Consider the following 22,513-nt stretch of genomic DNA (forward strand, 5'->3'; position numbering starts at 1 on the left):
TTCCCTACACCCCCGGTGAAGTGTCTGCGCGAGGCTGTCTTGAAAGGCCCGAGGGCTTTCCTCTACCGTAACAGCTTGTCTCTTCTGTTACGGAATCGCCATGTCTTTGGCCAGCTCACGTTTCTTGTTTCTCATGGCTTCCATCGCCGCCGCCCTGGCTTTGGGCATCAGCACGTATCTGGAATATTCGGTCGGCCTGGCGCCTTGCAGCCTGTGTGTCTTGCAGCGGTTGTGCCTGATGCTGTTCCTGGTGAACAGTCTCGTGGCCTGCGTGCAGGGTCCAGGTCAAAGAGGCACGCTCTTCTACGGTACGGCAGGGCTGGTTTTTGTAGCGGGGGGAATGACCCTGGCCTGGCGTCAGGTCTTGATGCAAAGCGATTCGTTCGAGCCGTTTGCTGATTGTGTTGCCCAGCCCAAGCTGATGGATTCGTGGTGGTGCGCATTGCATCGTATCTTTGATGGCACCGTCGACTGCGCGAATATCACTTGGACGTTGTTCGACATGAGCATCCCCGAGTGGAGCTTGTTGTTTTTTCTTGCGGTGTCCAGCGTGATGACCTATCTGCTGCTGCGCCTTGCCTGGAGTGCTCTGGTACAACCGCTCAGCGGCGAGACGTCGCAGTTGGTCCGGGCCGTGGATTAAACACTTGTATGAACTTTATCTCCTGCGTACCTTGAAGCCGTTGTCGTGCGGGCATAATCTGGCCCGCACGTGTTATTGGAATTGTGCCGCTCGATCATGTTGTGTCTGGCTTGTCCCTGTTCCATCAGGCGTGCACAGGCTGCGAGGGGCATGACTCACAAGGGAAGAAATCACCATGCTCGAAAGTTGTCAGAATGCTCAGGAACGCTGGGGTGGGGTGCATCTGTTGATCGATCGCTGGCTGCAAGAGCGTCGCGAACTGATTCGGGCCTACGATGATCTTGGCGACAAGCCTGAAGCCCTGAGCGAAAGCCGCAAACCCTTGCAAGAGTTCTGCGGTGTGCTGGTCGACTATGTGTCTGCCGGTCATTTCGAGATCTATGAACAACTGACGGGCGAGGCCAAGGCCTTCAACGACAAGCGCGGCCTGGAATTGGCCGAGACGATTTACCCGCGCATCGATGTCATCACCGAGAAGTTGCTGGCGTTCAACGACCTGTGCGATGAAGGCAAGTGTGTAGCGGAAAAATTCAAGGAGCTGGGCGGCTTGCTGCACGAGCGTTTCGAATTGGAAGACTGCCTGATCGAAGTGCTGCACAACGCTCACAAGGAAGAAGATACCGTCCAGGCCTGAGGGCTCGCGGTCATGAAAAAACGGTGCGCATTGCGCACCGTTTTTTATGGGGTCAACGTCAGGTCGTCGCGCCCAGCAACTCGATCTCAAACACCAATGGCGTGTACGGCGGGATCACATCCCCGGCCCCTTCAGCGCCATAGGCCAGGGACGACGGAATCACCAGTCGCCATTTCGCGCCGACCGGCATTTGCGGCAATGCACTGCGCCAACCGTCAATCACACTGTCGAGGTTGAACCATTGTGCCTGGCGGTTGGAATCGAATACGGAGCCGTCCGGCAGTCGACCGGTATACAGCACCTGGACCTTGCCATGAGGGCCGGCCTTCGCGCCATGGCCTGGCTTGATTTCGGTCAGCAGGATGCCGTCTGCCAGTTGCTGGACGCCGGGTCGGTTCTTTTCTTCGACGAGAAATTGTTGCTCGGTTTTCAATGCGGCTTCGGTCTGCGGCGTTGTCGAAGGCGCGTTCAGTTGCGCCTGATGCTCGGCCAGGATTTGTTCGATGCGTTCATCCTTGAGCGCCAGCGGCTTGCCCAGGTAGGCCTGTTGCAAACCTTCAACCAAGGCTTTGATCTGCAGGTCCGGCACGTCCTGGCGCAGGCGTTCGCCGAGGCTGGCGCCCAGGCTGTAAGCCAAATCGTGGGCATCGTTTGCGCTGGTTTTTTCAGCGGCCTGGACCGTGGCGCAAGCCATGCACAGGAGTAAAAACAGGTGACGCGACATGTGTGCTCTCCGGCCTCGAATCGAGGAATTATGCCAGTGCCGATATCTGTAGAGGTGGATTGCCAAGGCACTGGCGCAGAAGATTTTTCCTCCCTTGCAACGCAACGTCTTGTGTACTGTCAACATGCCCTAGCGGCGGTTGCAGCAGAGGTCTAGTATGAGCCGCACTCACGTCAGTCAGGAGGTAAACCATGTCGGCCACCAAGAAGCCTGTAAACACTCCGTTGCACTTGCTCCAACAACTCTCGGGCAGCCTGCTCGAACATCTGGAAAATGCCTGCTCCCAAGCGCTGGCTGATGCTGAAAAACTGCTCGCCAAACTGGAAAAGCAACGCGGCAAGGCGCAGGAAAAACTGCACAAGTCGCGCACCAAACTGCAAGACGCAGCCACCGCTGGCAAGGCCAAGGCCCAAGCCAAGGCTAAAGACGTCGTGAAAGAGCTCGAAGACTTGCTCGATGCCTTGAAGGATCGTCAGTCCGAAACCCGCGCCTACATTCTGCAACTCAAGCGTGATGCCCAGGAAAGCCTGAAACTGGCCCAGGGCGTCGGTCGCGTGCAAGAAGCCGCGGGCAAGGCGCTGTCGCTTCGTGCTGCCAAGCCTGCCGCTGTATCGGCCAAGAAGCCGGCGGCTAAACCCGCCGTGGCAAAAGCACCGGCCAAAGTCGCTGCCAAGCCTGCCGCCAAAGCACCGACCAAAGCCGCCAGCAAGCCGGCTGCCAAACCCGTCGCTGCCAGCGCTGCAAAACCTGCGGCGAAAAAACCAGTCGTCAAGGCGGCTGCCAAGCCCGCTGCAAAAACGGCGGCCGCTAAACCTGCGGCTGCCAAGCCTGCTGTAAAAGCGGCTGCTAAACCTGCCGCCAAGCCAGCGGCAAAAGCTGTCGCCAAACCTGCCGCTAAAACAGCCGCCGCTAAACCGGCTGCCAAAGCGCCGGTAAAAGCCACTGCAAAACCGGCTGCCACCAAGCCTGCTGCCAAACCGGCAGCGAAGCCTGCGGCAACCAAAACGGCTGCGGCCAAGCCCGCTGCAAAAACCGCTGCCAAGCCAGTCGCTGCCAAAGCCCCTGCCAAAGCCGCGGCTAAACCCGCTGCCAAACCGGCCGCGGCCAAGCCTGCAGTTGCGAAGCCAACGGCTGCCAAGCCAGCCGCCGCGAAACCAGTTGCTGCCAAGCCCGCCGCGAAACCGGCCGTGAAAAAACCAGCCGCTGCAAAACCTGCGACTGCGCCAGCCGCCAAGCCCGCAACATCGGCTCCGGCTCCGACCGCGGCACCTGCGCCAACCGCCAGCACTCCGGCCGCGGCGACCAGCCCAGCTGCCGTTGCGCCGACCACCAGCAGCACCCCAACCAGCGCTTCCTAAGTGCCGGACACCGCGACGCGCAGTTGATGCAGCGCGTCGCGGCTCGCGGGTCCGGCATTCGCCGCCAGCCCTTGCAGCCATTGCGCTGAATCGTTCTGTTGTGCCCCCGGCCAATCCTTGGCCAGCGCTTCCAATCTCTCCAACAATCGCCGTTCGGCGGCCAACTCCAGCTGCTTGACCTGTTCGCGCAGGCCATTGAGTGCCGTGTCCTGAAGGGCGCCGGCTTTCCATTGGTTGCGAAGCGTACGCAGTGGCCGCACCACCTCGGTCTCCCACGGCTCGGCCATTTGTCGAAGTCGCTGCAGCCGGTGTTCATTGCAGGCCACGCCGCGCTGCGCCAGCCACAGGCCACAAAGCAGCAGGCAGACGTTGGCGCCGGCGTCTTGTGCCGCCAGGCACGCAGGCTCTACGCCAGGCTTGGCATAGAGGTCGAGGGAAAAACTCCACAGGTCAGGGGACATCGTGCTACTCGCGCCAGTTGCGAGCGAAGCTGGTAGACTCCGCCGCCATTATGATCCGACTTCAGAACCTGACTTTACAGCGTGGCCCGCAACGTCTGCTAGAAGACGCCGAGCTGACCCTGCACGCCGGCCACAAAGCCGGCCTCATCGGTGCCAACGGTGCCGGCAAATCGAGCCTGTTCGCCTTGCTGCGAGGCGAGCTGCACCCGGACTCGGGCGATTGCCTGCTGCCGGCCGATTGGCGCATCGCCCACATGCGCCAGGAGGTCGACACCCTCGAGCGCCTGGCGGTGGACTACGTGCTCGATGGCGACCTGCGCCTGCGCCAGGTGCAACGTGACCTGGCGGCGGCGGAAGCGGCCCACGACGGTGCCGCACAGGCCCGCCTGCATTCGGAACTCGACAGTGCCGATGGCTACACCGCCGATGCCCGCGCGCGTAAATTGCTCGCCGGCCTGGGTTTCACCAATGAACAGATGGACCGTCAGGTCGGGGATTTCTCCGGCGGCTGGCGGATGCGCCTGAACCTGGCGCAGGCGTTGATGTGCCCTTCGGACCTGTTGTTGCTCGATGAACCGACCAACCACTTGGACCTCGACGCCATCATCTGGCTCGAAGACTGGCTCAAGAGCTACCCGGGCACGCTGCTGTTGATTTCCCACGACCGTGATTTCCTCGATGCGGTGGTGGATCACGTGGCCCATGTCGACCAGCGCAAGCTCACCTTGTACCGTGGCGGCTACAGCGCCTTCGAGCGCGCCCGTGCCGAACGCCTGGCCCAGCAACAGCAAGCCTATGAGAAGCAACAGGCGCAACGTGCGCACATGGAAAGCTACATCGCCCGCTTCAAGGCCCAGGCCACCAAGGCACGCCAGGCCCAGAGCCGGATCAAGGCGCTGGAGCGGATGGAAGAGCTGTCGGCGGCCCACGTCGATTCACCGTTCGATTTTGTCTTCCGCGAATCGACCAAGATCTCCAGCCCGTTGATCGACCTGTCCGACGCACGCCTGGGCTACGGCGACAAGACCGTGCTGGAGAAGGTCAAGCTGCAACTGACCCCCGGTGCGCGGATCGGCCTGCTGGGCCCCAACGGTGCCGGTAAGTCGACCCTGATCAAAAACCTTTCCGGCGAACTCGAGCCTCTGGCCGGGCGCCTGACCCGAGGTGAAAACACCGTCGTCGGCTACTTCGCCCAACACCAGCTCGACTCCCTGGATTCCAAGGCCAGCCCACTGTTGCACCTGCAACGGTTGGCGCCGACCGAGCGTGAGCAGACCCTGCGCGATTTCCTCGGCGGTTTCGATTTCCGCGGGGCGCGCATCGACGAGCCGGTGTTGAATTTCTCCGGTGGCGAAAAGGCCCGCCTGGCGCTGGCGTTGATCGCCTGGGGCCGGCCGAACCTGTTGCTGCTCGACGAACCGACCAACCACCTGGACCTGGAAATGCGCCTGGCCCTGACCATGGCCTTGCAGGAATTCAGTGGCGCGGTGCTGGTGGTGTCCCACGATCGGCATTTGCTCAAGAGCACCACGGATAACTTCTTCCTGGTCGCCGATGGCAAGGTCGAGGAGTTCGACGGTGACCTGGAGGACTACGCCCGTTGGCTGGTGGAGTACCGCCAGCGCAACGCGCCGGTCAGCAGCACACCGGTCAACCCGGACAAGACCGACAAGAAAGCCCAGCGCCAGGCCGCCGCCGCACTGCGCCAGCAACTGGCGCCGCACAAGCGCGAGGCCGACAAGCTCGAAGCCGAGCTGGGCAAGCTGCACGAAAAACTGCAGAAAATCGAAACCAGCCTGGGCGACAGTGGTCTCTACGAGGCAGCGCGCAAGGATGAGTTGCGTGACCTGCTGGCCGAACAGGCCAAGCTGAAGGTCCGGGAAGCGGAGCTCGAGGAGGCTTGGATGCAAGCGCTGGAATTGCTGGAAAACCTGCAAGCGGAGCTGGAGGCGTTGTCCTGATGGAAGCGTTGGCGTTGCCTGTCCCTGTCATGTGGATCGAGCCGATCTGGCTCGGTGTGCAAATCCTGCTGATCCTGGTGGCCGGTTATGTCTCGCAGCGCTTCGTCGCGCGTGCGCTCACGGGCCTGGGTGAGCGTTACCCGCTCCCACCCCAACTGGTGATTATCCTGCGGGGCGTGCTGCGCTGGCTGATCATGGGCACTGCGGTGCTGGTGGTGCTCGAACGCCTGGGTGTCTCGGCCACGGTGCTGTGGACGGCGCTGTCGGGCTTTGTCGCGGTGGCAGCGGTGGCGTTCTTCGCCATCTGGAGCGTGCTGTCCAACCTGTTCTGCGCCGTTTTGATCTACACCGTGGGACCCTTTCGCCTGGGCGATGTGGTCGAGTTGGTGGATAGCACCGACAAGCCCGGTATCAAGGGGCGCGTGGTGGCAATCAATCTGCTGTACACCACGCTGATCGAACCCGAGGAACTCGGCACCGGCAGCGCGATGGTGCAAGTGCCCAACAGCCTGTTCTTCCAGCGTTCGGTACGGCGCTGGCGCGGCAGTGAGGCGTTTCCGGTGGGTGGGTTCGTCGAATAACGCATAGGGCCGCTACGCGGCCCAGCGGGAGCGAGCTCCCTCGCCACGGTGTTTGCATCGACTCAAATGCGTGTGCAAAAAACGATGGTCAACCACGTGACGGCGCATTAGCTTAGGCGTTTCGACGAATCCAAGCCGGGGGGTGAAATGGTGCTGGAAACATGGTTGGCGTTTTTCGCTGCGTGCTGGGTGATCAGTCTTTCGCCGGGTGCCGGCGCGATTGCATCGATGTCCAGCGGTCTGCGATATGGCTTTTGGCGCGGTTACTGGAACGCCTTGGGCCTGCAATTGGGCCTGGCGTTGCAAATCGTGGTCGTTGCCGCTGGTGTTGGCGCGATCCTCACGGCGTCGGCCACTGCGTTCTATGCCATCAAGTGGTTCGGCGTGGCCTACCTGGTCTACCTGGGGGTCAAGCAGTGGCGAGCCATTCCCGGCGACATGACCGACGACGCGGCCCCACAGCCCATCGGTAAGCCCCTGGCGCTGGTGTTTCGCGGTTTCCTGGTCAATGTCAGCAACCCCAAGGCGCTGGTGTTCATGCTGGCGGTGTTGCCGCAGTTCATCAATCCCCATGCGCCGTTGATCCAGCAGTACCTGATCCTGGGCGTCACCATGATCGCCGTCGATCTCATCGTCATGGCCGGGTACACCGGGTTGGCGTCGAAAGTCCTGCGTCTGTTGCGCACACCGAAACAACAGCGGCGGATGAACCGTGCCTTTGCGGGTATGTTCATTGGCGCGGCGGGTTTGCTTGCGACGATTCGCAAAGCCGCGGCATAAAGCGAAACCTGTGGCGAGGTAGCTTTTGTGGCTGGCTTTTGTAGAGGGCTTTTGTGGCGAGGGAGCTTGCTCCCGCTCGGTTGCGCAGCGACCGCAAGATCTTGGGGCCGCTTCGCCCGAAGCGTCGGACCGGCCCAGCGGGAGCAAGCTCCCTCGCCACAAAAGCATTCAGCTCATCACAGAAGCTAAAACAGCTAGCTCGCCACAAGAGCCGCTAAACAGCTACCCGACGGTATGACTCAGCGCAAGATCACCGGCGCCGTATCCCGAGGCAGGTTATTGCGCTGTACCGGTTCGCCAGGTTGCTCGTAGCTCGGGCCGCCGAGTTGTTCGCTCAGTTGCCGCGCCACGTCTTCACCCAGGGCCTTGGACACTTCGCGGACCACCCGCGGGCGGTTGAGGCTGATGCGTGCGTCCCGGTGGTTCAGCAACTTGGTGTCCTGGCCTTCGCCCATGGCCGTGAAGGCCGAGGTGATCTCGTAGGTCTTGGTGTTGATCAGGCTGAAGTCCGCCACCAGGGTCAACGCCAGCACAGCCGAGTAGCTGTCGGTATGGGCCAACTCGTTGATGTCGCGGGTGAAGTCGATGTCCGACACGGTGCCGAACAGCACGTAGTCGGCACCCTTGAAGTTGCCGGCCTTGATGCGCTTGATCACGTCATACACGTCGCCAGTGGAAGCCGCCGTGTGGGGCGTGCCCTGGGTCAGCTGAAACATGCCGCTGCGCAGGATCTCGCCCTTGATGTCGCCGGTGAACTTACGCAGTTCGCCCTGCTCGATGTAGCTGCTGGTGGCTTCCATCTCGTCGTAGCTCGAGGAAGCGCTGGCGCTGTAGGGGTTCGCCTGGAAGTTGCTTTGCGCCGAAACGGTGTGGATGTATTCCTCCACCCGCTCCTGGTACGCCAGGTCGGTCACCGCGACTTTTGGGGCCGCCTGGGCACTGAATGCGCAGGCCAGGGCCATGATGCCTATCCATGTGCGCATGGCTTAGCGCTCCGTGGTCTTGCGGATTTCTTTTTCGTCCATCCACTCGGCCAGACCGCTCTCGACGTCGATCAATTGCAGGCTGAATTTGTAGAAGACGTCCTTGTAGTCGCTGCTGCGCTTGACGATCGAGCTGATGGAGCCCTCGAGGCGGTACTTGGCAGCGATCATGTTGCCGGTCTTGGCCACGGTGCTTTTCTTGTACAGGCCGCTCTGGTTCTGCAGCTTGAGCTGGTCGACCTGGCTTTCCATGGCGGTGTTGTCGCTGGCGAAACGGGCCGCGCCGGTCTTCATCAACTGGGTCTTGATGCTGGTGGTGATTTCGCGGGTGTCGATGTATTCGCTGGTCTTGTTCTTCACGTCATAGACCTGGACAACCGGGCGACCCTGCAGGATGCCGGACTGGGCCAGGGAGCGGGTCATGGACTCGGCGATCATCTGCAGGTCGGTGGAGCCGAACTCGTTGGTCACGGTTTCCACGGCCTTGGTGTCGCCGTAGCTGATGTTCTTGTTGCCCAGGACCGGCGAGTTGTTGGCACAGCCGCTGACCAGCAGGGCGGCGAGGGCGAGGGAGGAAATGCGTACGAACATGTGGGGGCTCTCGAAAACTGAATGAATATGGGCTTAGGTGCAATGCCGATCGGTAAAGGAACTTGTGCCGACGATCCCTGTGGCGAGGGAGCTTGCTCCCGCTCGGCTGCGCAGCGACCGCAAGATCTTGGGGCCGCTTCGCGGCCCAGCGGGAGCAAGCTCCCTCGCCACAGGTCCGTGCTGGCTTGACCGACCGGGATCAGGCTCAAGGGGTATTGATTTCCAAACGGAAATCCACGGCCTTGGGTGTCGGTGCGATGGCCGGCAGGAAACTGGTCTGTTCGCCATACATCGTCAGGCTTTTCCAGGTTTCTTCTTCGGCGATCGGAAAGCCTTCCGGCCCCAGCCAGGCAAAGCGGTAATACATCGTCTTGTTGTTGTAGCTGGTGTTGCTCAATTGGACGTTGACGGTCATGTAGCCGTTTTCCCGGGCCACGCGCATGGCGCCGACCACGATGTTCTTGGTCTTGCCCATCGCCACGACCTTGCTGGCGGCGCTGCCCGGCTCCGGTGGCGGCGGGGTGGCGCAACCGGCCAGCAAGGCCAGGGCGCCGACGGCGATCAGTTTTAAACGCATGTGAACAAGACTCCGTTCTTAAGGTTGCTTGAGGGCAATGGCGGTCGGGTTGGCGCTTGGTATCACCTGGGCCGCCAAACCGCCGGCGAACACTTGGTTACCCACCGCCCGTAGCGTGATGACCTGGTAGCGCTGGTCGACGGTGACCTTGACCACCGAACCGCCCACCGCGCTTGGCAGGGTGACCTGGTGCTCGCCTTTCTTCAGGCGCAGGCGCACGACCTGGGTGTAGTCGGGCAGGGTGCGCCAGGTCCGGGTGTCGGCGCCTTCGAGTACCGCCGAGGTAAGACCCACGGCCAGGCCGGCCAGGGGGTTGGTTTCGTTGATCTGTTTTTGCGCCACGCCACGGGTGATGGCGCGCACGGTGGTGCGCAGGATGATGCCCGGCATGTCATCGCGCAGGGCTCGGCGCGACATGGCGGTGGTGCTGTTGAGCTGGGTCAGGTCCAACTGGCGGCCATCGACACCGATCTGGCCGAAGGTGGCTGTGGAGGTGTCAGGCTTGATCAGCGGGAACGACAACGGCGTGATGACCAGGTTGCCGCTGATCGGCAGCGGAAGGGGAATGCGGATCGAGTCCCGGGACGGCGCCAGGCCACTCTGCACCACGATCAGGATGTCGCTGTCATCGCTTTTGGCGGCAGGCTTGTCCAGGTCGCGCAGGGCCTGCTCCAGCAATGGCGTGTTGGGGCGCAGTTCGGCGGCCTTGCGATAGCCCGGCGCGGCCAGGTCCTTTTCACCCAGGGCTTCGTAGACGAAACCGGCCAGGTAGTGGCTGAACGCGCTTTGGTAACTGTTTTTGAGGCCGACGACTTCCGGGGCGTCGAGGCTGGCCACCGGGTAACCCTGGAGGTCCTTGTATTCGGTCCTGACCCCTTGTTTCTCGGCTTCTTCCTCGCGCTTGAGGTATTCCTTGTCCCGCAGGTCGGCAATCACCGCTTCGCGTTCGTGGGTCTTCTTGATCTGGGTCCGGGCGCCGTCGAAGTCATTCACTGCCAGCAGATTCAGGGCCATCTGCGTGGTCAGCATGACCTTTTCGTAATCGTAGCCTTCGTAGCGGCGGACTTTATCGTTGACCAGGAAGCTGCCGAACTGGGCCAGGTACTTGGCTGTGTCGAGCTTGACCGCATCCTCCCACTGGCCGACCTGCTGATCGGCGCTGTTCCAGGCGGTCTGGCTGCCGGACAAATCGCCTTTGGCACGCAGCAGCTCACCTTTCTCGAAGTAATACAGCAGGTCTTTGTCCTGACTGGAGTTGTTCTTTTCCAGCAGGGTCAACGCGCCGTCGACGTTGCCGGACGCCAGCTGCTGGTTGGTCTGGGCCAATTCGCTGTCGTAGTTGCGAAAGGCCGAGCAGCCGGACAACAAGGTGATCGCGCCGAGGGCGACCGAAAGAACGGCACGGGATGCCATGAACATTTTCTTCCCTGATAGCAGCCGGGGGTGTGCGGGCCGGGCTGGAGCGATCCCACGGACGAGCGTCGAAACGCTGTCGGTTCCTCATAAAAAGAGGAGCTTTTATGCCATCGAATGATAAGAAGGCCGCGGGATTATAAACATGGCGCTTGGCTATGTAATGGCTTTTCAATTGCGAAATGCTGTTTTTGTGACATCACCTCCAAAGCATGAAAATCCGATGAAAATCGGCTCCCCAGGCACATCCGCCCTTGAGCCAAAGCCATTGGAAGTGAACAATGTGTTACTTCTTATTACCAACCGAGAGTCATTCATGACTGCGCCGTTCCGTTTGCTGGCCTGGCTTGTATTGCCATTGCTTGCGCTGTGCAGCACTTCGCTGCTGGCTGACACCCTCGAAAGTGCCCCCCAGGCGCTGCATTTATTGGATTACATCGGGGCGGATTACCCGGCTACGGTCGAGGCAGGCAAGGTCATCGACGAGGCGGAGTACCGCGAGCAGTTGGAGTTCACCCAGGCGCTGGAAGGGTTGATCGTCGGGTTGCCGGCCAAACCGGAAAAGGCCGAGCTGGTCCAGGGCATCGGCGCCTTGCGCACGGCGATCACTCAGCGCCAGGACGGCGGCGAAGTCGCCCGCCTGGCGCGGCAGCTGGGGGCCAAGCTGGCGGTGGCATATGAAGTCAGCCAAGCGCCGGTCATCACTCCCGATCCCATTCGCGGTGCGCCGTTGTATGCGCAGAATTGTTCGGTGTGCCACGGTGCCAGCGGTGCCGGCGACGGTCCTGCCGGTGTTGGCCTGGAACCGCCGCCCGCCAACTTGCGGGACGCCCAGCGCCTGGATCGCCTGAGCCTCTATGGGATCTACAACACCCTCGGCATGGGCATCGAAGGCACCGACATGCCGGCTTTCGCCGATCAGCTCGACGACCGTCAACGCTGGGACCTGGCGACCTACATCGCCAGCTTCAGCGCCGACCCGGCCGCGGCCAAAAGTGAACAAGTCTTTAACCTCGCTGACCTGGCGCGCCAGACCCCGGGCGAAGTCCTCGCCGCGCAAGGCCCGGCGGCGGCGGCGACATTCCGTGCCCAGCGCGCCCAGCCGCCACAGGTGCAACGTGGCCCGGCGCAGTTGCTCGACTACACGGCCGCCACCCTGGACAAAAGCATCGCGGCGTATCGCGCCGGTGACCATGACCAGGCCTACGACCTGTCGGTCGCGGCTTACCTGGAAGGTTTCGAGCTGGTGGAAAGCTCGCTGGACAACGTCGATGCCAACGTGCGCAAAGACACCGAAAAGGCCCTGATGGCCTACCGTCAGTCGCTGCAGGACGGTCTGCCGGTGGAGCAGGCCGAACAGCGCCTGGACGCGGCCAAGGCCAAGTTGAAAGCGTCCGCCGACTTGCTGGGCGGCGATGGCTTGAGCTGGTCGCTGAGCTACATCTCCGGCTTGCTGATCCTGCTGCGTGAAGGGTTGGAAGCGATCCTGGTGCTGGCGGCAATCCTGGCATTCCTGCGCAACACCGGCCAGCAGTCGGCGGTGCGCAGCGTCAACGTCGGTTGGGGCCTGGCGCTGCTGGCCGGCCTGGCGACCTGGGGCCTGGCGGCGTATGTGATCGACGTCAGCGGTGCCCAGCGCGAGTTGCTCGAAGGCGCGACGGCGTTGTTCGCCAGCGTGATGGTGCTGTGGCTGGGTGTCTGGATGCACGACCGTCGCCACGCAGCGGCCTGGCAGGACTACATCAAGAGCAGCCTGGTGGGCGGCGGTGGTCGTTTTGGTTTTGCGATCCTGGCGTTCTTCTCGGTCTATCGCGAACTGTTCGAGGTGATCCTGTTCTACGAAACCCTGTGGCTGCAAGCGGGCCCTGCCGGGCACAACGCGGTGCTGGCCGGCGGTGCGACGGCGCTGGTGTTGCTGGTGGGGTTGGCCTGGGTAATCCTGCGCGGCTCGGCGAAACTGCCGCTGGCGCTGTTCTTCAGTATCAACGCCGCGTTGCTGTGCGCGCTGTCGGTGGTGTTCGCCGGTCATGGTGTGAAGGCGTTGCAGGAAGCCGGGATTTTCGGCACCCATCCGGTGGCGTTCTTCGACTTCGACTGGCTGGGCATTCATGCCGATGCCTATTCGCTGGCCGCCCAAGTGGTGGCGATCCTGGCGATCGTGGTGCTGTATGGGCGCAGCTGGGTGGCGGAGAAACGTCGGGTGCAGGTTTCCTGAAAAGGCATTCGCTGCGCTCATAATCGCGAGCAAGCTTTGCTCCCACACAAGCCTGCTCCCACAGCCAGCACTTACCTGTGGGAGCAAGGCTTGCCCGCGATGCTTTTCAATCTAGAGGAAACCACTCAATGCGCGTATGGATCGACGCCGACGCCTGTCCCAAGGCGGCGAAGGAACTGGTGGTCAAGTTCGCCTTGAAGCGCCGGTTCGAGGTGGTGCTGGTGGCTGGCCAACCGCAGATCAAGCCGGCCCTGGCCTGTGTGAAGTTGATCGTGGTGCCCAGCGGCCCTGACGCGGCGGACGATTACCTGGTGGAGCACGCCGTGCCGGGTGAGTTGGTGATCTGCAGCGATGTGCCCTTGGCCGACCGGTTGGTAAAGAGGGGCGTCGCCGCCCTGGACCCGCGGGGCAAGGAGTTCGACGCGCAAAACATGGGCGAGCGCCTGGCGGTGCGCAACCTGTTCACCGATTTGCGTGAGCAGGGGCATATGGGTGGCGGCCCGGCGGCGTACAGCGAGCGGGACAAGCAAGGGTTTGCCAATGCGCTGGATCGGATCCTGACTCGGTTGACTCGAGTTTCCTGACTCATGCCTCAATTCCCTTGTGGGAGCGGGCTTGCTCGCGAAGGCGTAGGTTCAGTTGGCTCATCGATGACTGACACACCGCATTCGCGAGCAAGCCCGCTCCCACAGGAAGGAAGTTCAGGAGCGGTTGCGGGGTCAGGCGTCGTTCTCGTGCGTCAATTCCAACACCCGGTCCACCAGCTTGTTGATGCCCGAAGCCGCTTCGCTGATGTTCTGCGCCAGCATGTAGGCCGGCGTGCTGACCAGTTTGCGCGCGCGGTCCTCGACGATGTCGGTCACCGCGCAGTCTTCGTGGGTGCCGCCCATTTTGCTCACGGCCGCCGCCGTATCCGGGTCGTTGCCGATGGTGCAGGTCACCCCCGGGCCATAGATTTTTGCTGCCAGGGCCGGGGAGATGCAGATCAGCCCCACCGGTTTACCGGCCTCGGCAAAGGCTTCGGTCAAGGCCAGGACTTCTGGCTGGACCGTGCAGCCGGCGCCCTCGACGGCAAAGTTGGAGAGGTTTTTCGCCGAGCCAAAGCCACCGGGTACGATCAGCGCATCGAAATCGTCGACGTTGGCGTCACGCAAATCCTTCACGTTGCCCCGGGCGATCCGCGCGGACTCCACCAACACGTTGCGGCTCTCGGGCATTTCCTCGCCTGTCAGGTGATTGATCACATGCAACTGGGCAATGTTGGGGGCGAAGCACTGGACCTGCGCCCCGCGCTGATCGAGGCGCAGCAAGGTGATCACGCTTTCGTGGATCTCGGCGCCGTCATACACGCCACAGCCGGAAAGGATCACTGCAATTTTTTTGCTCATGGGCTTTTTCTCCAGATTCATGGCGTTAAATGTCTACTAATTTGTCACTCGTTGCCATAGGGGGATCGGGCAGCTACACCTAACCTGCCGGTTATCTCCCTGCCTCGCCTGCCCGGGTTGCGTCATGAACTTCATCCTGTATGCCGTGCCGTTCTTCTTTGTGCTGATTGCCGTCGAGTTGTTGGCCGATCGCTGGCGGGGCGTGAGCCACTACCGCGTGGCAGACGCGATCAACAGCGTGAGCACCGGCGTGCTGTCGACCACCACCGGCCTGCTGACCAAAGGCGTGGGACTGGTGACCTATGCCTTTGCATTGAAGCACCTGGCCGTCATCGAGCTCCCTGCCGACCGGGCCTGGACCTGGGTGTTTGCCTTTGTGCTCTACGACTTCTGCTATTACTGGCTGCACCGCATGGGCCATGAGCGCAACATCCTCTGGGCCGCCCATTCGGTGCATCACCAGAGCGAGGACTACAACCTGTCCACCGCGTTGCGCCAGACCAGCACCGGCTTCCTGTTGAGCTGGGTCTTCTACGTCCCGCTCGCCGTATTGGGCGTGCCGTTGGTGGTCTTCGTCAGCGTTGCGGCGTTGAATCTGCTGTACCAGTTCTGGGTCCACACCCAGCACATTCCCAAGCTGGGCTGGCTGGAGTGGTGTTTCGTGACGCCGTCCAATCATCGTGCCCACCATGCACAGAACCCTCTCTACATGGATCGCAACTACGGCGGGGTGTTCATTATTTGGGACCGTCTGTTTGGCACCTTCCAGGAAGAAGACGATAACGAGCCGGTGATTTTTGGCGTGACCACGCCGCTGGCGAGCTGGAATCCGGTGTGGGCCAACCTGCAGTTCTATGCCCAGCTGTGGGCCGATGCGCGGCGAGCGGGGCGCTGGTGGGACAAGCTGCGAATCTGGTTCATGCCCACCGGTTGGCGTCCGGCGGATGTCGCGGCCCGGTACCCGCTGAACAAGCCGGACTTGAGCCAGTTCCGCAAATTCGAAGTGCCGCTGGACCCGCGCCAGCAGTGGTACGTGGGGCTGCAGTTCGGCGTCTACATTGCCTTGGGCAGTTATTTGATGAACCTTGAAGGCAGCCTGCCGGTCGCCGCCCTGGTGCTGGGTTGGGGCGCGGTGGCGTTCGGTCTGTTCGTGTTGGGCGTGGCCCTGGAGAATCGCCCGTGGGCGCTGAAGCTGGAGCTGTTGCGGCTGGCGTCGAACCTACCGCTGGTATGGCTGGCGCCCTTGGCCGGGTTGTGGCCGGCCAGCGCTGTGATGAGCCATGGGGCCTGGGTCGGGCTGCTCAGCTACAGCCTGCTCAGCGGCATCGGGCTGTACTGCTGCCGCAGCCGGTTTACTCGGTTGGCGTCGTAGGCTCGGCAGACTTGGCTTGTTCGAGTCGCTCGGCTTCGAGGACTTTCTTGGCCAGCCGCGCATTCTTGATGCGCCGGCGCAGCCACAGGACCAGGCCCAGCACCAGCAACGCGCCGAGCACCCACAGTTCGTATTTCTTGATGCTACCCAGCATGCCTTCCAGCACCGCGCCGAAGTGGTACGCGGCGGCGGCCAGGGCCGTGGCCCAGATTGCCGCGCCGATGCCGTTGAGCAGCAGGTAGCGGCCCGGCGGGTAGCCTGACAGGCCGATGGCCACCGGCATCACCGTGCGCAGGCCGTAGACGAAGCGGAAACTCAGGACCCAGATGTCCGGATGCCGGCGGATGTGCTCCAACGCGCGATCGCCCATCAACTGCCAGCGCGGCTTGCGCGCCAAGAGCTTGCGGCCGTGCTTGCGCCCCAGGAAATACCACAGCTGATCGCCCGCGTAGCTGCCGCAGAACGCCACGACGACCACCAGGTTGATGTCCATGTAGCCACGGAACGCCAGGAAGCCTGCGAGCACGAGGATGGTTTCGCCTTCGAAGAACGTGCCGATAAACAAGGCCAAGTAGCCGAAGTCATGCAGAAATTGTTGGAGCATTGTCTGGGTGCTGGCGAAATGAACGCGCAGCCTAACCCTTCGGACACATTCAGGAAAGTATCGAAATGTGTCTCGACGTGAACAATTCCTACAGAAGACAATGACTGCGACTACCGGTCGCGCTTTCGCACAACTGTCATGCGTTCGTCATAATGGCCGCTTATAACTGTCACGCTCGCCCGTCTGCGGGCTCAGGAGTCTGCCGTGAGCTTTACCCCCGCCAATCGTCTGTTCCCTGCTACCCGTCTGCGTCGCAACCGCCGTGATGAGTTCTCTCGTCGGCTGGTGCGTGAAAACGTGCTGACCACCGATGACCTGATCCTGCCGGTGTTCGTGTTGGACGGTGAGAACCGTCGCGAGGCGGTGGCGTCGATGCCCGGGGTGGAACGCCTGACCATCGACCTGCTGCTCGAAGAAGCCGCCCACTGGGTCGAGCTGGGCATTCCGGCGCTGGCCCTGTTCCCGGTTACGCCGCCGGCGCTCAAATCCCTGGACGCCGCCGAAGCCTGGAACCCGGAGGGCATTGCCCAACGTGCGACCCGCGCCCTGCGCGCGCGCTTCCCGGAGCTGGGGGTGATCACCGACGTGGCACTGGACCCGTTCACCACTCACGGGCAGGACGGTATCCTCGACGAAGAAGGCTACGTGCAGAACGACATTACTGTCGATGCGCTGGTCCGGCAGGCGTTGTCCCATGCCGAGGCCGGTGCCCAGGTGGTAGCGCCGTCGGACATGATGGACGGGCGCATCCAGGCGATCCGCGAAGCCCTCGAGGTCGCCGGTCACGTCAATGTGCGGATCATGGCCTACTCGGCCAAGTACGCCAGCGCCTATTACGGCCCGTTCCGCGATGCGGTCGGCTCGGCGCTGAACCTGGGCAAGGCCAACAAGGCCTCTTATCAGATGGACCCGGCCAACAGTCAGGAAGCCTTGCACGAAGTGGCGGCTGACTTGTCAGAAGGGGCAGACATGGTCATGGTCAAGCCTGGCATGCCCTACCTCGACATTCTTTGCCGGGTCAAAGACGAATTCAAAGTGCCGACCTTTGTTTATCAGGTCAGCGGCGAGTACGCCATGCACATGGCCGCGATCCAGAACGGTTGGTTGGGCGAAGGGGTGATCCTGGAGTCCTTGACCGCTTTCAAACGCGCAGGCGCTGATGGCATCCTGACTTACTTTGCCGTGCGCGCCGCCCAATTGTTACGAGAGCAGAAATAGCCTCCCAGGAACTTGCGATGAATACCGAAGGACTCACAGAAGTTGCCGTAAAAGACGCTCAACCCGTGGTCGAGCAAGTCGCCGAGACACCGCCGGAGCTGGAGCCCGCTCCCCCGGCTGTGGTCGAGCCCGCCCCGGCCCCGGCGATTGCCATTCCGAACCTGGATGACAGCAGCCTGTACATCCATCGCGAGCTGTCGCAACTGCAGTTCAACATCCGCGTGCTGGAGCAGGCGCTGGACGAGTCCTACCCGCTGCTGGAGCGGCTGAAGTTCCTGCTGATCTTTTCCAGCAACCTGGACGAGTTTTTCGAAATCCGTGTGGCCGGCCTGAAGAAGCAGATCACCTTCGCCCGTGAACAGGCCGGCGCCGATGGTCTGCAACCGCACCAGGCCTTGGCGCGCATCAGCGAACTGGTCCACGGTCATGTGGACCGGCAGTACGCGATCCTCAACGACATCCTGTTGCCGGAGCTGGAAAAACACCAGGTGCGCTTCATCCGCCGGCGCAACTGGAACACCAAGATCAAGACATGGGTGCGCCGCTATTTCCGTGACGAGATCGCACCGATCATCACGCCGATCGGCCTCGATCCGACGCACCCGTTCCCGCTGCTGGTCAACAAGAGCCTGAACTTCATCGTCGAGCTGGAAGGCATCGACGCCTTCGGTCGCGATTCCGGCCTGGCGATCATCCCGGCGCCGCGCCTGTTGCCGCGCATCATCCGTGTGCCGGAAGACGTCGGCGGCCCCGGGGACAATTATGTGTTCCTGTCGTCGATGATCCACGCCCACGCCGATGACCTGTTCCAGGGCATGAAAGTGAAGGGTTGCTACCAGTTCCGCCTGACCCGTAACGCCGACCTGTCGGTGGACACCGAGGACGTCGAAGACCTGGCCCGCGCCCTGCGCGGCGAGCTGTTCTCCCGTCGCTACGGCGATGCGGTGCGCCTGGAGGTGGCCGACACCTGCCCCAAACACCTGTCCGACTACCTGCTCAAGCAGTTCAACCTGCACGAGACCGAGCTGTACCAGGTCAACGGCCCGGTCAACCTGACCCGACTGTTCAGCATCACCGGCCTGGACAGCCACCCGGAACTGCAATACCTGCCGTTCACGCCGCAGATCCCGAAACTGCTGCAAAACAGCGAGAACATTTTCAGCGTGATCAGCAAGCAGGACATCCTCCTGTTGCACCCGTTCGAGTCGTTCACGCCGGTGGTCGACCTGCTGCGCCAGGCCGCCAAGGACCCGCACGTCCTGGCGGTGCGCCAGACCCTGTATCGCAGCGGCGCCAACTCGGAAATCGTCGATGCCCTGGTGGACGCCGCGCGAAACGGCAAGGAAGTCACGGCCGTGATCGAATTGCGCGCCCGCTTCGACGAGGAATCCAACCTGCAACTGGCCAGCCGCCTGCAAGCGGCCGGCGCGGTGGTGATCTACGGCGTGGTCGGCTTCAAGACCCACGCCAAGATGATGCTCATCCTACGCCGTGAAGCCGGTGAGATCGTGCGTTACGCCCACTTGGGCACCGGCAACTACCATGCCGCCAACGCCCGCCTGTACACCGACTACAGCCTGCTGACCTCCGACGATGCCTTGTGCGAAGACGTCGGCAAGTTGTTCAGCCAGTTGATCGGCATGGGCAAGACCCTGCGCATGAAGAAACTGCTGCATGCGCCGTTCACCCTGAAAAAGGGCATGCTCGACATGATCGCCCGGGAGACGCAGTTCGCCCTGGACGGCAAGCCGGCCCACATCATTGCCAAGTTCAACTCGCTGACCGATCCGAAGATCATCCGTGCGTTGTACAAGGCCAGCCAGTCGGGCGTGCGCATCGACCTGGTGGTGCGGGGCATGTGCTGCCTGCGGCCGGGCATTCCGGGGGTGTCCCACAATATCCACGTGCGCTCGATCATCGGGCGGTTCCTGGAACACACGCGGGTGTTCTACTTCCTCAACGGCGGTGAGGAGCAGATGTTCCTGTCCAGCGCCGACTGGATGGAGCGCAACCTCGACAAGCGGGTCGAGACCTGCTTCCCGGTGGAAGGCAAGAAGCTGATCCTGCGGGTCAAGAAGGAGCTGGAAAGCTACCTGACCGACAACACCCACAGCTGGAGCCTGCAGTCGGATGGCCGTTACATCCGCAACACGCCGACCGGCAACCAGAACCCGCGCAGCGCCCAGGCGACCTTGTTGGAGCGCTTGAGCAGCCCGGTGCTGGCGGTTCGTTAAAACTCGAAGGTCTGGGGGGCAGGCTTAGCTTTTGTGGCGAGGGAGCTTGCTCCCGCTGGGCCGGTCCGACGCTTCGGGCGCAGCAGCCCCAACTCTTGGGAGGGCTTCGCCCTCCAGCGGGAGCAAGCTCCCTCGCCACAATGGATTGCAGTTGGGCCACTAGGGACTCCAGCAAGCAATCAGTGGATGTTCAACACAATCCCGACCCGCGTCAGCCATTCCGCTTCCTGGGCGAAATCGGCCTGGGTCAGTTGGTTCTCTTCCAGCCAGCCGTCGGGAAACATCACGTCCAACTGATCGCCGTCGGCATGCAGGGCCACTTGCGGCATTTCCTGGGTGCCACGGATGTGGTGGAACAGGATCGCAAAACGCAGCAGCACGCACAGGCGAATCAGCTTGATGCCGTCGTCGCCGAACTCGGCGAATTTATCCTTGGGAATGTTGCGCCGATGGCCGCGTACCAATAGCGCGAGCATCTGCTGGTCTTCCCGGGAGAAACCCGCCAGGTCCGAGTGCTCGATCAGGTAGGCGCCGTGCTTGTGGTAGTGATAGTGGGCGATGTCCAGGCCCACTTCATGGACCTTGGCGGCCCAGCCCAGCAACTCACGCCAGACCCCGTCGTTAAGGTCCCAATCGTCGGCGACCTGGTCGAAGGCATGTAGCGCCTTGCGCTCGACCCGTACGGCTTGTTCCAGGTCGACGTGATAACGCTCCATGAGCGAGCCCAGGGTGCGTTCACGCACGTCTTCGTGATGATGCCGTCCCAGCAGGTCGTAAAGCACGCCTTCGCGCAGGGCGCCCTCGCAGTGGTCCATGCGTTGCAATTCGAGGGCGTCGAAAATCGCTTCGAGGATCGCCAGGCCCGCCGGGAAAATCGCCCGGCGGTCGGGCTTGATGCCTTCGAAATCGATCTTGTCCGCCTCACCGAGCTTGAACACCCTGCGCTTGAGCCAGGCCAGGCCCTCGGCGTTGACTTCGCCAGTGCCGTGGCCACCCGCCTTGAGCGCCAGGCCGATGGCCCGGATGGTCCCCGAGGAGCCGATGGCTTCGTCCCAGGTCAGGCGATGCAGGGCGTGTTCGATGCTCATGATTTCCAGGCGCGCCGCCGTATAGGCCTGGGCATAGCGGGCCGGGGTGATCTTGCCGTCGCGGAAATAACGCTGGGTGTAGCTGACGCAGCCCATCTGCAGGCTTTCGCGCAGCAGCGGCTCGAAGCGCTGGCCGATGATGAACTCGGTACTGCCCCCACCGATGTCCGCCACCAGGCGCTTGCCCGGGGTGTCGGCCAAAGTATGGGAAACGCCCAGGTAGATCAGGCGGGCTTCTTCACGGCCGGAGATGACTTCCACCGGATGGCCGAGGATGGCTTCGGCGCGGCGGATGAACTCGCCACGGTTGCGCGCTTCGCGCAGGGCGTTGGTGCCGACGATCCGCACCGCGCCCAGGGGCATGCCGTTGATCAGTTGGGCGAACCGCTTGAGGCAATCGAGCCCGCGCTGGATGGATTCTTCGCTCAGTTGGCGTTCTTCATCGATGCCGGCGGCCAGTTGGACCTTCTCGCCGAGCCGCTCAAGGATGCGGATTTCTCCGTTCTGGGCCTTGGCGACGACCATGTGGAAGCTGTTGGAGCCCAGGTCGATGGCAGCGATCAGGGACAGATTCTTGGCTTGGGTATTCGGCATGGTTGAAGGATCTCGGTCGATAACCCAGCCATCGTGCCACGATCGACCGCCGCCGCCAACGGATGCCCGTGAGGTTCGGTCGCTCGCAGGCTTTTTTTGCGGGGAACAGTAAAGATATAACTTAGTGTGAAACTTCTGTAAGAGGCATCTGTTGCTATATAGTTCGAAGCCATTTCCTACAATGATAGGTGATCTTTCTGGCTTATTTTTAAGGGAACTTAACCGAGACTTCCGTTCGGCAATTTCGCCGTGCTGTTAGTTGTTGCGACTGCTTCAGGTTCAGGAAGAAGGTTGTCTGCTGAGTTGGGCTGCTGGGATAAGGAATTCCCGGGCGTTGCATGAACGGCATCCCATTGATGCTAGTTGAGGAATCAAGAAATGAAAAAAATATTTGGATTGGCGGCAGTCAGTGTTCTCGCTCTGGCCTGCGCCAATGTTCAGGCTGCTGATTTGCATGTGGCGGGCAGTATTGTGCCTGGCAGTTGCTCGCTGAATATTCCTACGTTGGAGGTGGATTTAGGACGGATCACCCCGACTGAGTTGAGCCCTATTGATTACACCAGGCTGGGGGCGCGCAATACCGCTTTCAACATTACCTGTGATGGCCCTACGCTTGTTGGTTTGACCGCCTCGGATAACCGGGCGGCCAGCAGGAAACATGAGGCTATGGAGGTTGTAGACCTTGAGCTTGCCGCGCCACTGAATAGTTTCGGCTTGGGTACGAATGCTAATGGCGACAAGATTGGCGCCTACGCTTTGTTTATCCGTAACTCCTCGATGGACGGGGGCACCAGTTCCCGCACCATTCTGAGTGGTAATGATGGAGCCAGCTGGTTTGGCGCCAAGGATTTCATGCGCAGTCTTCCACAGTACACCCTCTCGTGGGCTGCTACCGGGGACACGAGCCCATACATGCTGACAACGCTTTCTGGCGAGCTGGAAATCGAAGCCGTGATCAACAACACCACCGAGCTGGCGGTGCGAGACGATGTTCAAATCGATGGCAGTGCAACGCTGGAGTTGAAATACATCTGACGTCCATGCCGACCCCGCTTACGGGGTCGGTATTTTATTGAGCATTATTATTGGCTCTG

General features: G+C 61.8%; 21 protein-coding genes. 12 read left to right on the plus strand and 9 right to left on the minus strand.

Annotated features, from left to right (window positions below):
- Positions 1 to 100: 100 nt before the first annotated feature.
- Both HU767_RS18205 and HU767_RS18210 read left to right on the plus strand, forming a co-directional pair.
- Positions 101 to 643: a disulfide bond formation protein B gene (locus HU767_RS18205; RefSeq protein ID WP_186706849.1), complete on the plus strand. Its 543-nt coding sequence runs from the start codon at positions 101 to 103 to the stop codon at positions 641 to 643.
- 175 nt (positions 644 to 818) lie between these two features.
- The gene (locus HU767_RS18210) at positions 819 to 1,277 is read left to right on the plus strand and encodes an Rsd/AlgQ family anti-sigma factor (protein WP_053126475.1); all 459 of its coding nucleotides are present in this window, start codon (positions 819 to 821) and stop codon (positions 1,275 to 1,277) included.
- Between the two features lie 58 nt (positions 1,278 to 1,335).
- Here HU767_RS18210 and HU767_RS18215 read toward each other — a convergent pair whose 3' ends face one another.
- On the minus strand, positions 1,336 to 2,001 hold the full coding sequence (locus HU767_RS18215; RefSeq protein ID WP_186730157.1) for an FKBP-type peptidyl-prolyl cis-trans isomerase: 666 nt from the start codon (positions 1,999 to 2,001) through the stop codon (positions 1,336 to 1,338).
- Between the two features lie 191 nt (positions 2,002 to 2,192).
- On the opposite strand from HU767_RS18215, the gene HU767_RS18220 reads away from it, so the two are divergent.
- Complete coding sequence (locus HU767_RS18220; protein WP_186730158.1) at positions 2,193 to 3,359, plus strand: AlgP family protein; 1,167 nt, start codon at positions 2,193 to 2,195, stop codon at positions 3,357 to 3,359.
- On the opposite strand, the gene HU767_RS18225 is transcribed toward HU767_RS18220, so the two are convergent.
- Positions 3,356 to 3,820: a TIGR02444 family protein gene (locus tag HU767_RS18225; protein ID WP_186730159.1), complete on the minus strand. Its 465-nt coding sequence runs from the start codon at positions 3,818 to 3,820 to the stop codon at positions 3,356 to 3,358. The genes HU767_RS18220 and HU767_RS18225 overlap by 4 nt on opposite strands.
- 50 nt (positions 3,821 to 3,870) lie before the next feature.
- Between HU767_RS18225 and HU767_RS18230 the strand changes: the two genes are divergently transcribed.
- The 3 genes from HU767_RS18230 to rhtB all read left to right on the plus strand — a co-directional run bounded on the left by HU767_RS18230 (position 3,871) and on the right by rhtB (position 7,142).
- A complete protein-coding gene (locus tag HU767_RS18230) occupies positions 3,871 to 5,781 on the plus strand; it encodes an ATP-binding cassette domain-containing protein (protein WP_186706845.1) in 1,911 nt (636 codons plus the stop codon).
- Complete coding sequence (locus HU767_RS18235) at positions 5,781 to 6,362, plus strand: mechanosensitive ion channel family protein (protein WP_186706844.1); 582 nt, start codon at positions 5,781 to 5,783, stop codon at positions 6,360 to 6,362. The genes HU767_RS18230 and HU767_RS18235 overlap by 1 nt, the downstream gene beginning before the upstream one ends.
- 147 nt (positions 6,363 to 6,509) lie before the next feature.
- Positions 6,510 to 7,142 (plus strand): homoserine/homoserine lactone efflux protein, encoded by a 633-nt coding sequence (gene rhtB, locus HU767_RS18240; protein ID WP_186730160.1) that lies wholly within the window; start codon positions 6,510 to 6,512, stop codon positions 7,140 to 7,142.
- Positions 7,143 to 7,381: 239 nt separating this feature from the next.
- Here rhtB and HU767_RS18245 read toward each other — a convergent pair whose 3' ends face one another.
- The 4 genes from HU767_RS18245 to HU767_RS18260 all read right to left on the minus strand — a co-directional run bounded on the left by HU767_RS18245 (position 7,382) and on the right by HU767_RS18260 (position 10,706).
- A complete protein-coding gene (locus tag HU767_RS18245) occupies positions 7,382 to 8,125 on the minus strand; it encodes a penicillin-binding protein activator LpoB (RefSeq protein WP_186706842.1) in 744 nt (247 codons plus the stop codon).
- Positions 8,126 to 8,128: 3 nt separating this feature from the next.
- A complete protein-coding gene (lpoB, locus tag HU767_RS18250) occupies positions 8,129 to 8,716 on the minus strand; it encodes a penicillin-binding protein activator LpoB (protein WP_053126460.1) in 588 nt (195 codons plus the stop codon).
- Positions 8,717 to 8,921: 205 nt separating this feature from the next.
- Positions 8,922 to 9,293, minus strand: coding sequence for a YcfL family protein (locus HU767_RS18255; protein ID WP_186706841.1), 372 nt, complete (start codon positions 9,291 to 9,293; stop codon positions 8,922 to 8,924).
- An 18-nt stretch (positions 9,294 to 9,311) separates the two neighbouring features.
- On the minus strand, positions 9,312 to 10,706 hold the full coding sequence (locus HU767_RS18260; RefSeq protein ID WP_186706840.1) for a hypothetical protein: 1,395 nt from the start codon (positions 10,704 to 10,706) through the stop codon (positions 9,312 to 9,314).
- Between the two features lie 316 nt (positions 10,707 to 11,022).
- Between HU767_RS18260 and HU767_RS18265 the strand changes: the two genes are divergently transcribed.
- Positions 11,023 to 12,921 carry an FTR1 family protein gene (locus HU767_RS18265; RefSeq protein ID WP_186730161.1) on the plus strand — a complete coding sequence of 633 codons (1,899 nt, stop codon included), beginning with the start codon at positions 11,023 to 11,025 and terminating at the stop codon, positions 12,919 to 12,921.
- 128 nt (positions 12,922 to 13,049) lie between these two features.
- Positions 13,050 to 13,505, plus strand: coding sequence for a YaiI/YqxD family protein (locus HU767_RS18270; RefSeq protein WP_186706838.1), 456 nt, complete (start codon positions 13,050 to 13,052; stop codon positions 13,503 to 13,505).
- Between the two features lie 135 nt (positions 13,506 to 13,640).
- Here HU767_RS18270 and elbB read toward each other — a convergent pair whose 3' ends face one another.
- Entirely contained in the window at positions 13,641 to 14,309 is a 669-nt protein-coding gene (elbB, locus tag HU767_RS18275) for an isoprenoid biosynthesis glyoxalase ElbB (RefSeq protein ID WP_186706837.1), read from the minus strand.
- A gap of 124 nt (positions 14,310 to 14,433) precedes the next feature.
- Here elbB and HU767_RS18280 point away from each other — a divergent pair, with 124 nt between their 5' ends.
- On the plus strand, positions 14,434 to 15,681 hold the full coding sequence (locus HU767_RS18280) for a sterol desaturase family protein (RefSeq protein WP_186730162.1): 1,248 nt from the start codon (positions 14,434 to 14,436) through the stop codon (positions 15,679 to 15,681).
- Here the strand turns inward: HU767_RS18280 and HU767_RS18285 are convergent.
- Positions 15,662 to 16,285 (minus strand): DedA family protein, encoded by a 624-nt coding sequence (locus HU767_RS18285; RefSeq protein WP_186706835.1) that lies wholly within the window; start codon positions 16,283 to 16,285, stop codon positions 15,662 to 15,664. The genes HU767_RS18280 and HU767_RS18285 overlap by 20 nt on opposite strands.
- A 204-nt stretch (positions 16,286 to 16,489) precedes the next feature.
- On the opposite strand from HU767_RS18285, the gene hemB reads away from it, so the two are divergent.
- Positions 16,490 to 17,503, plus strand: a complete 1,014-nt coding sequence (gene hemB / locus HU767_RS18290; RefSeq protein ID WP_072405986.1) for a porphobilinogen synthase — start codon at positions 16,490 to 16,492, stop codon at positions 17,501 to 17,503.
- A gap of 17 nt (positions 17,504 to 17,520) precedes the next feature.
- Positions 17,521 to 19,737, plus strand: coding sequence for a polyphosphate kinase 1 (ppk1, locus tag HU767_RS18295; protein ID WP_186706834.1), 2,217 nt, complete (start codon positions 17,521 to 17,523; stop codon positions 19,735 to 19,737).
- Positions 19,738 to 19,916: 179 nt separating this feature from the next.
- Here the strand turns inward: ppk1 and ppx are convergent, their stop codons facing one another.
- Positions 19,917 to 21,419 carry an exopolyphosphatase gene (gene ppx / locus HU767_RS18300; protein WP_186706833.1) on the minus strand — a complete coding sequence of 501 codons (1,503 nt, stop codon included), beginning with the start codon at positions 21,417 to 21,419 and terminating at the stop codon, positions 19,917 to 19,919.
- A gap of 378 nt (positions 21,420 to 21,797) precedes the next feature.
- Here ppx and HU767_RS18305 point away from each other — a divergent pair, with 378 nt between their 5' ends.
- Positions 21,798 to 22,454, plus strand: a complete 657-nt coding sequence (locus tag HU767_RS18305; RefSeq protein WP_186730163.1) for a DUF1120 domain-containing protein — start codon at positions 21,798 to 21,800, stop codon at positions 22,452 to 22,454.
- The last annotated feature ends 59 nt before the right edge of the window (positions 22,455 to 22,513 follow it).

Source organism: Pseudomonas sp. SWRI179, assembly GCF_014268705.1.
GTDB classification, from domain to species: Bacteria; Pseudomonadota; Gammaproteobacteria; order Pseudomonadales; family Pseudomonadaceae; genus Aquipseudomonas; species Aquipseudomonas zanjanensis.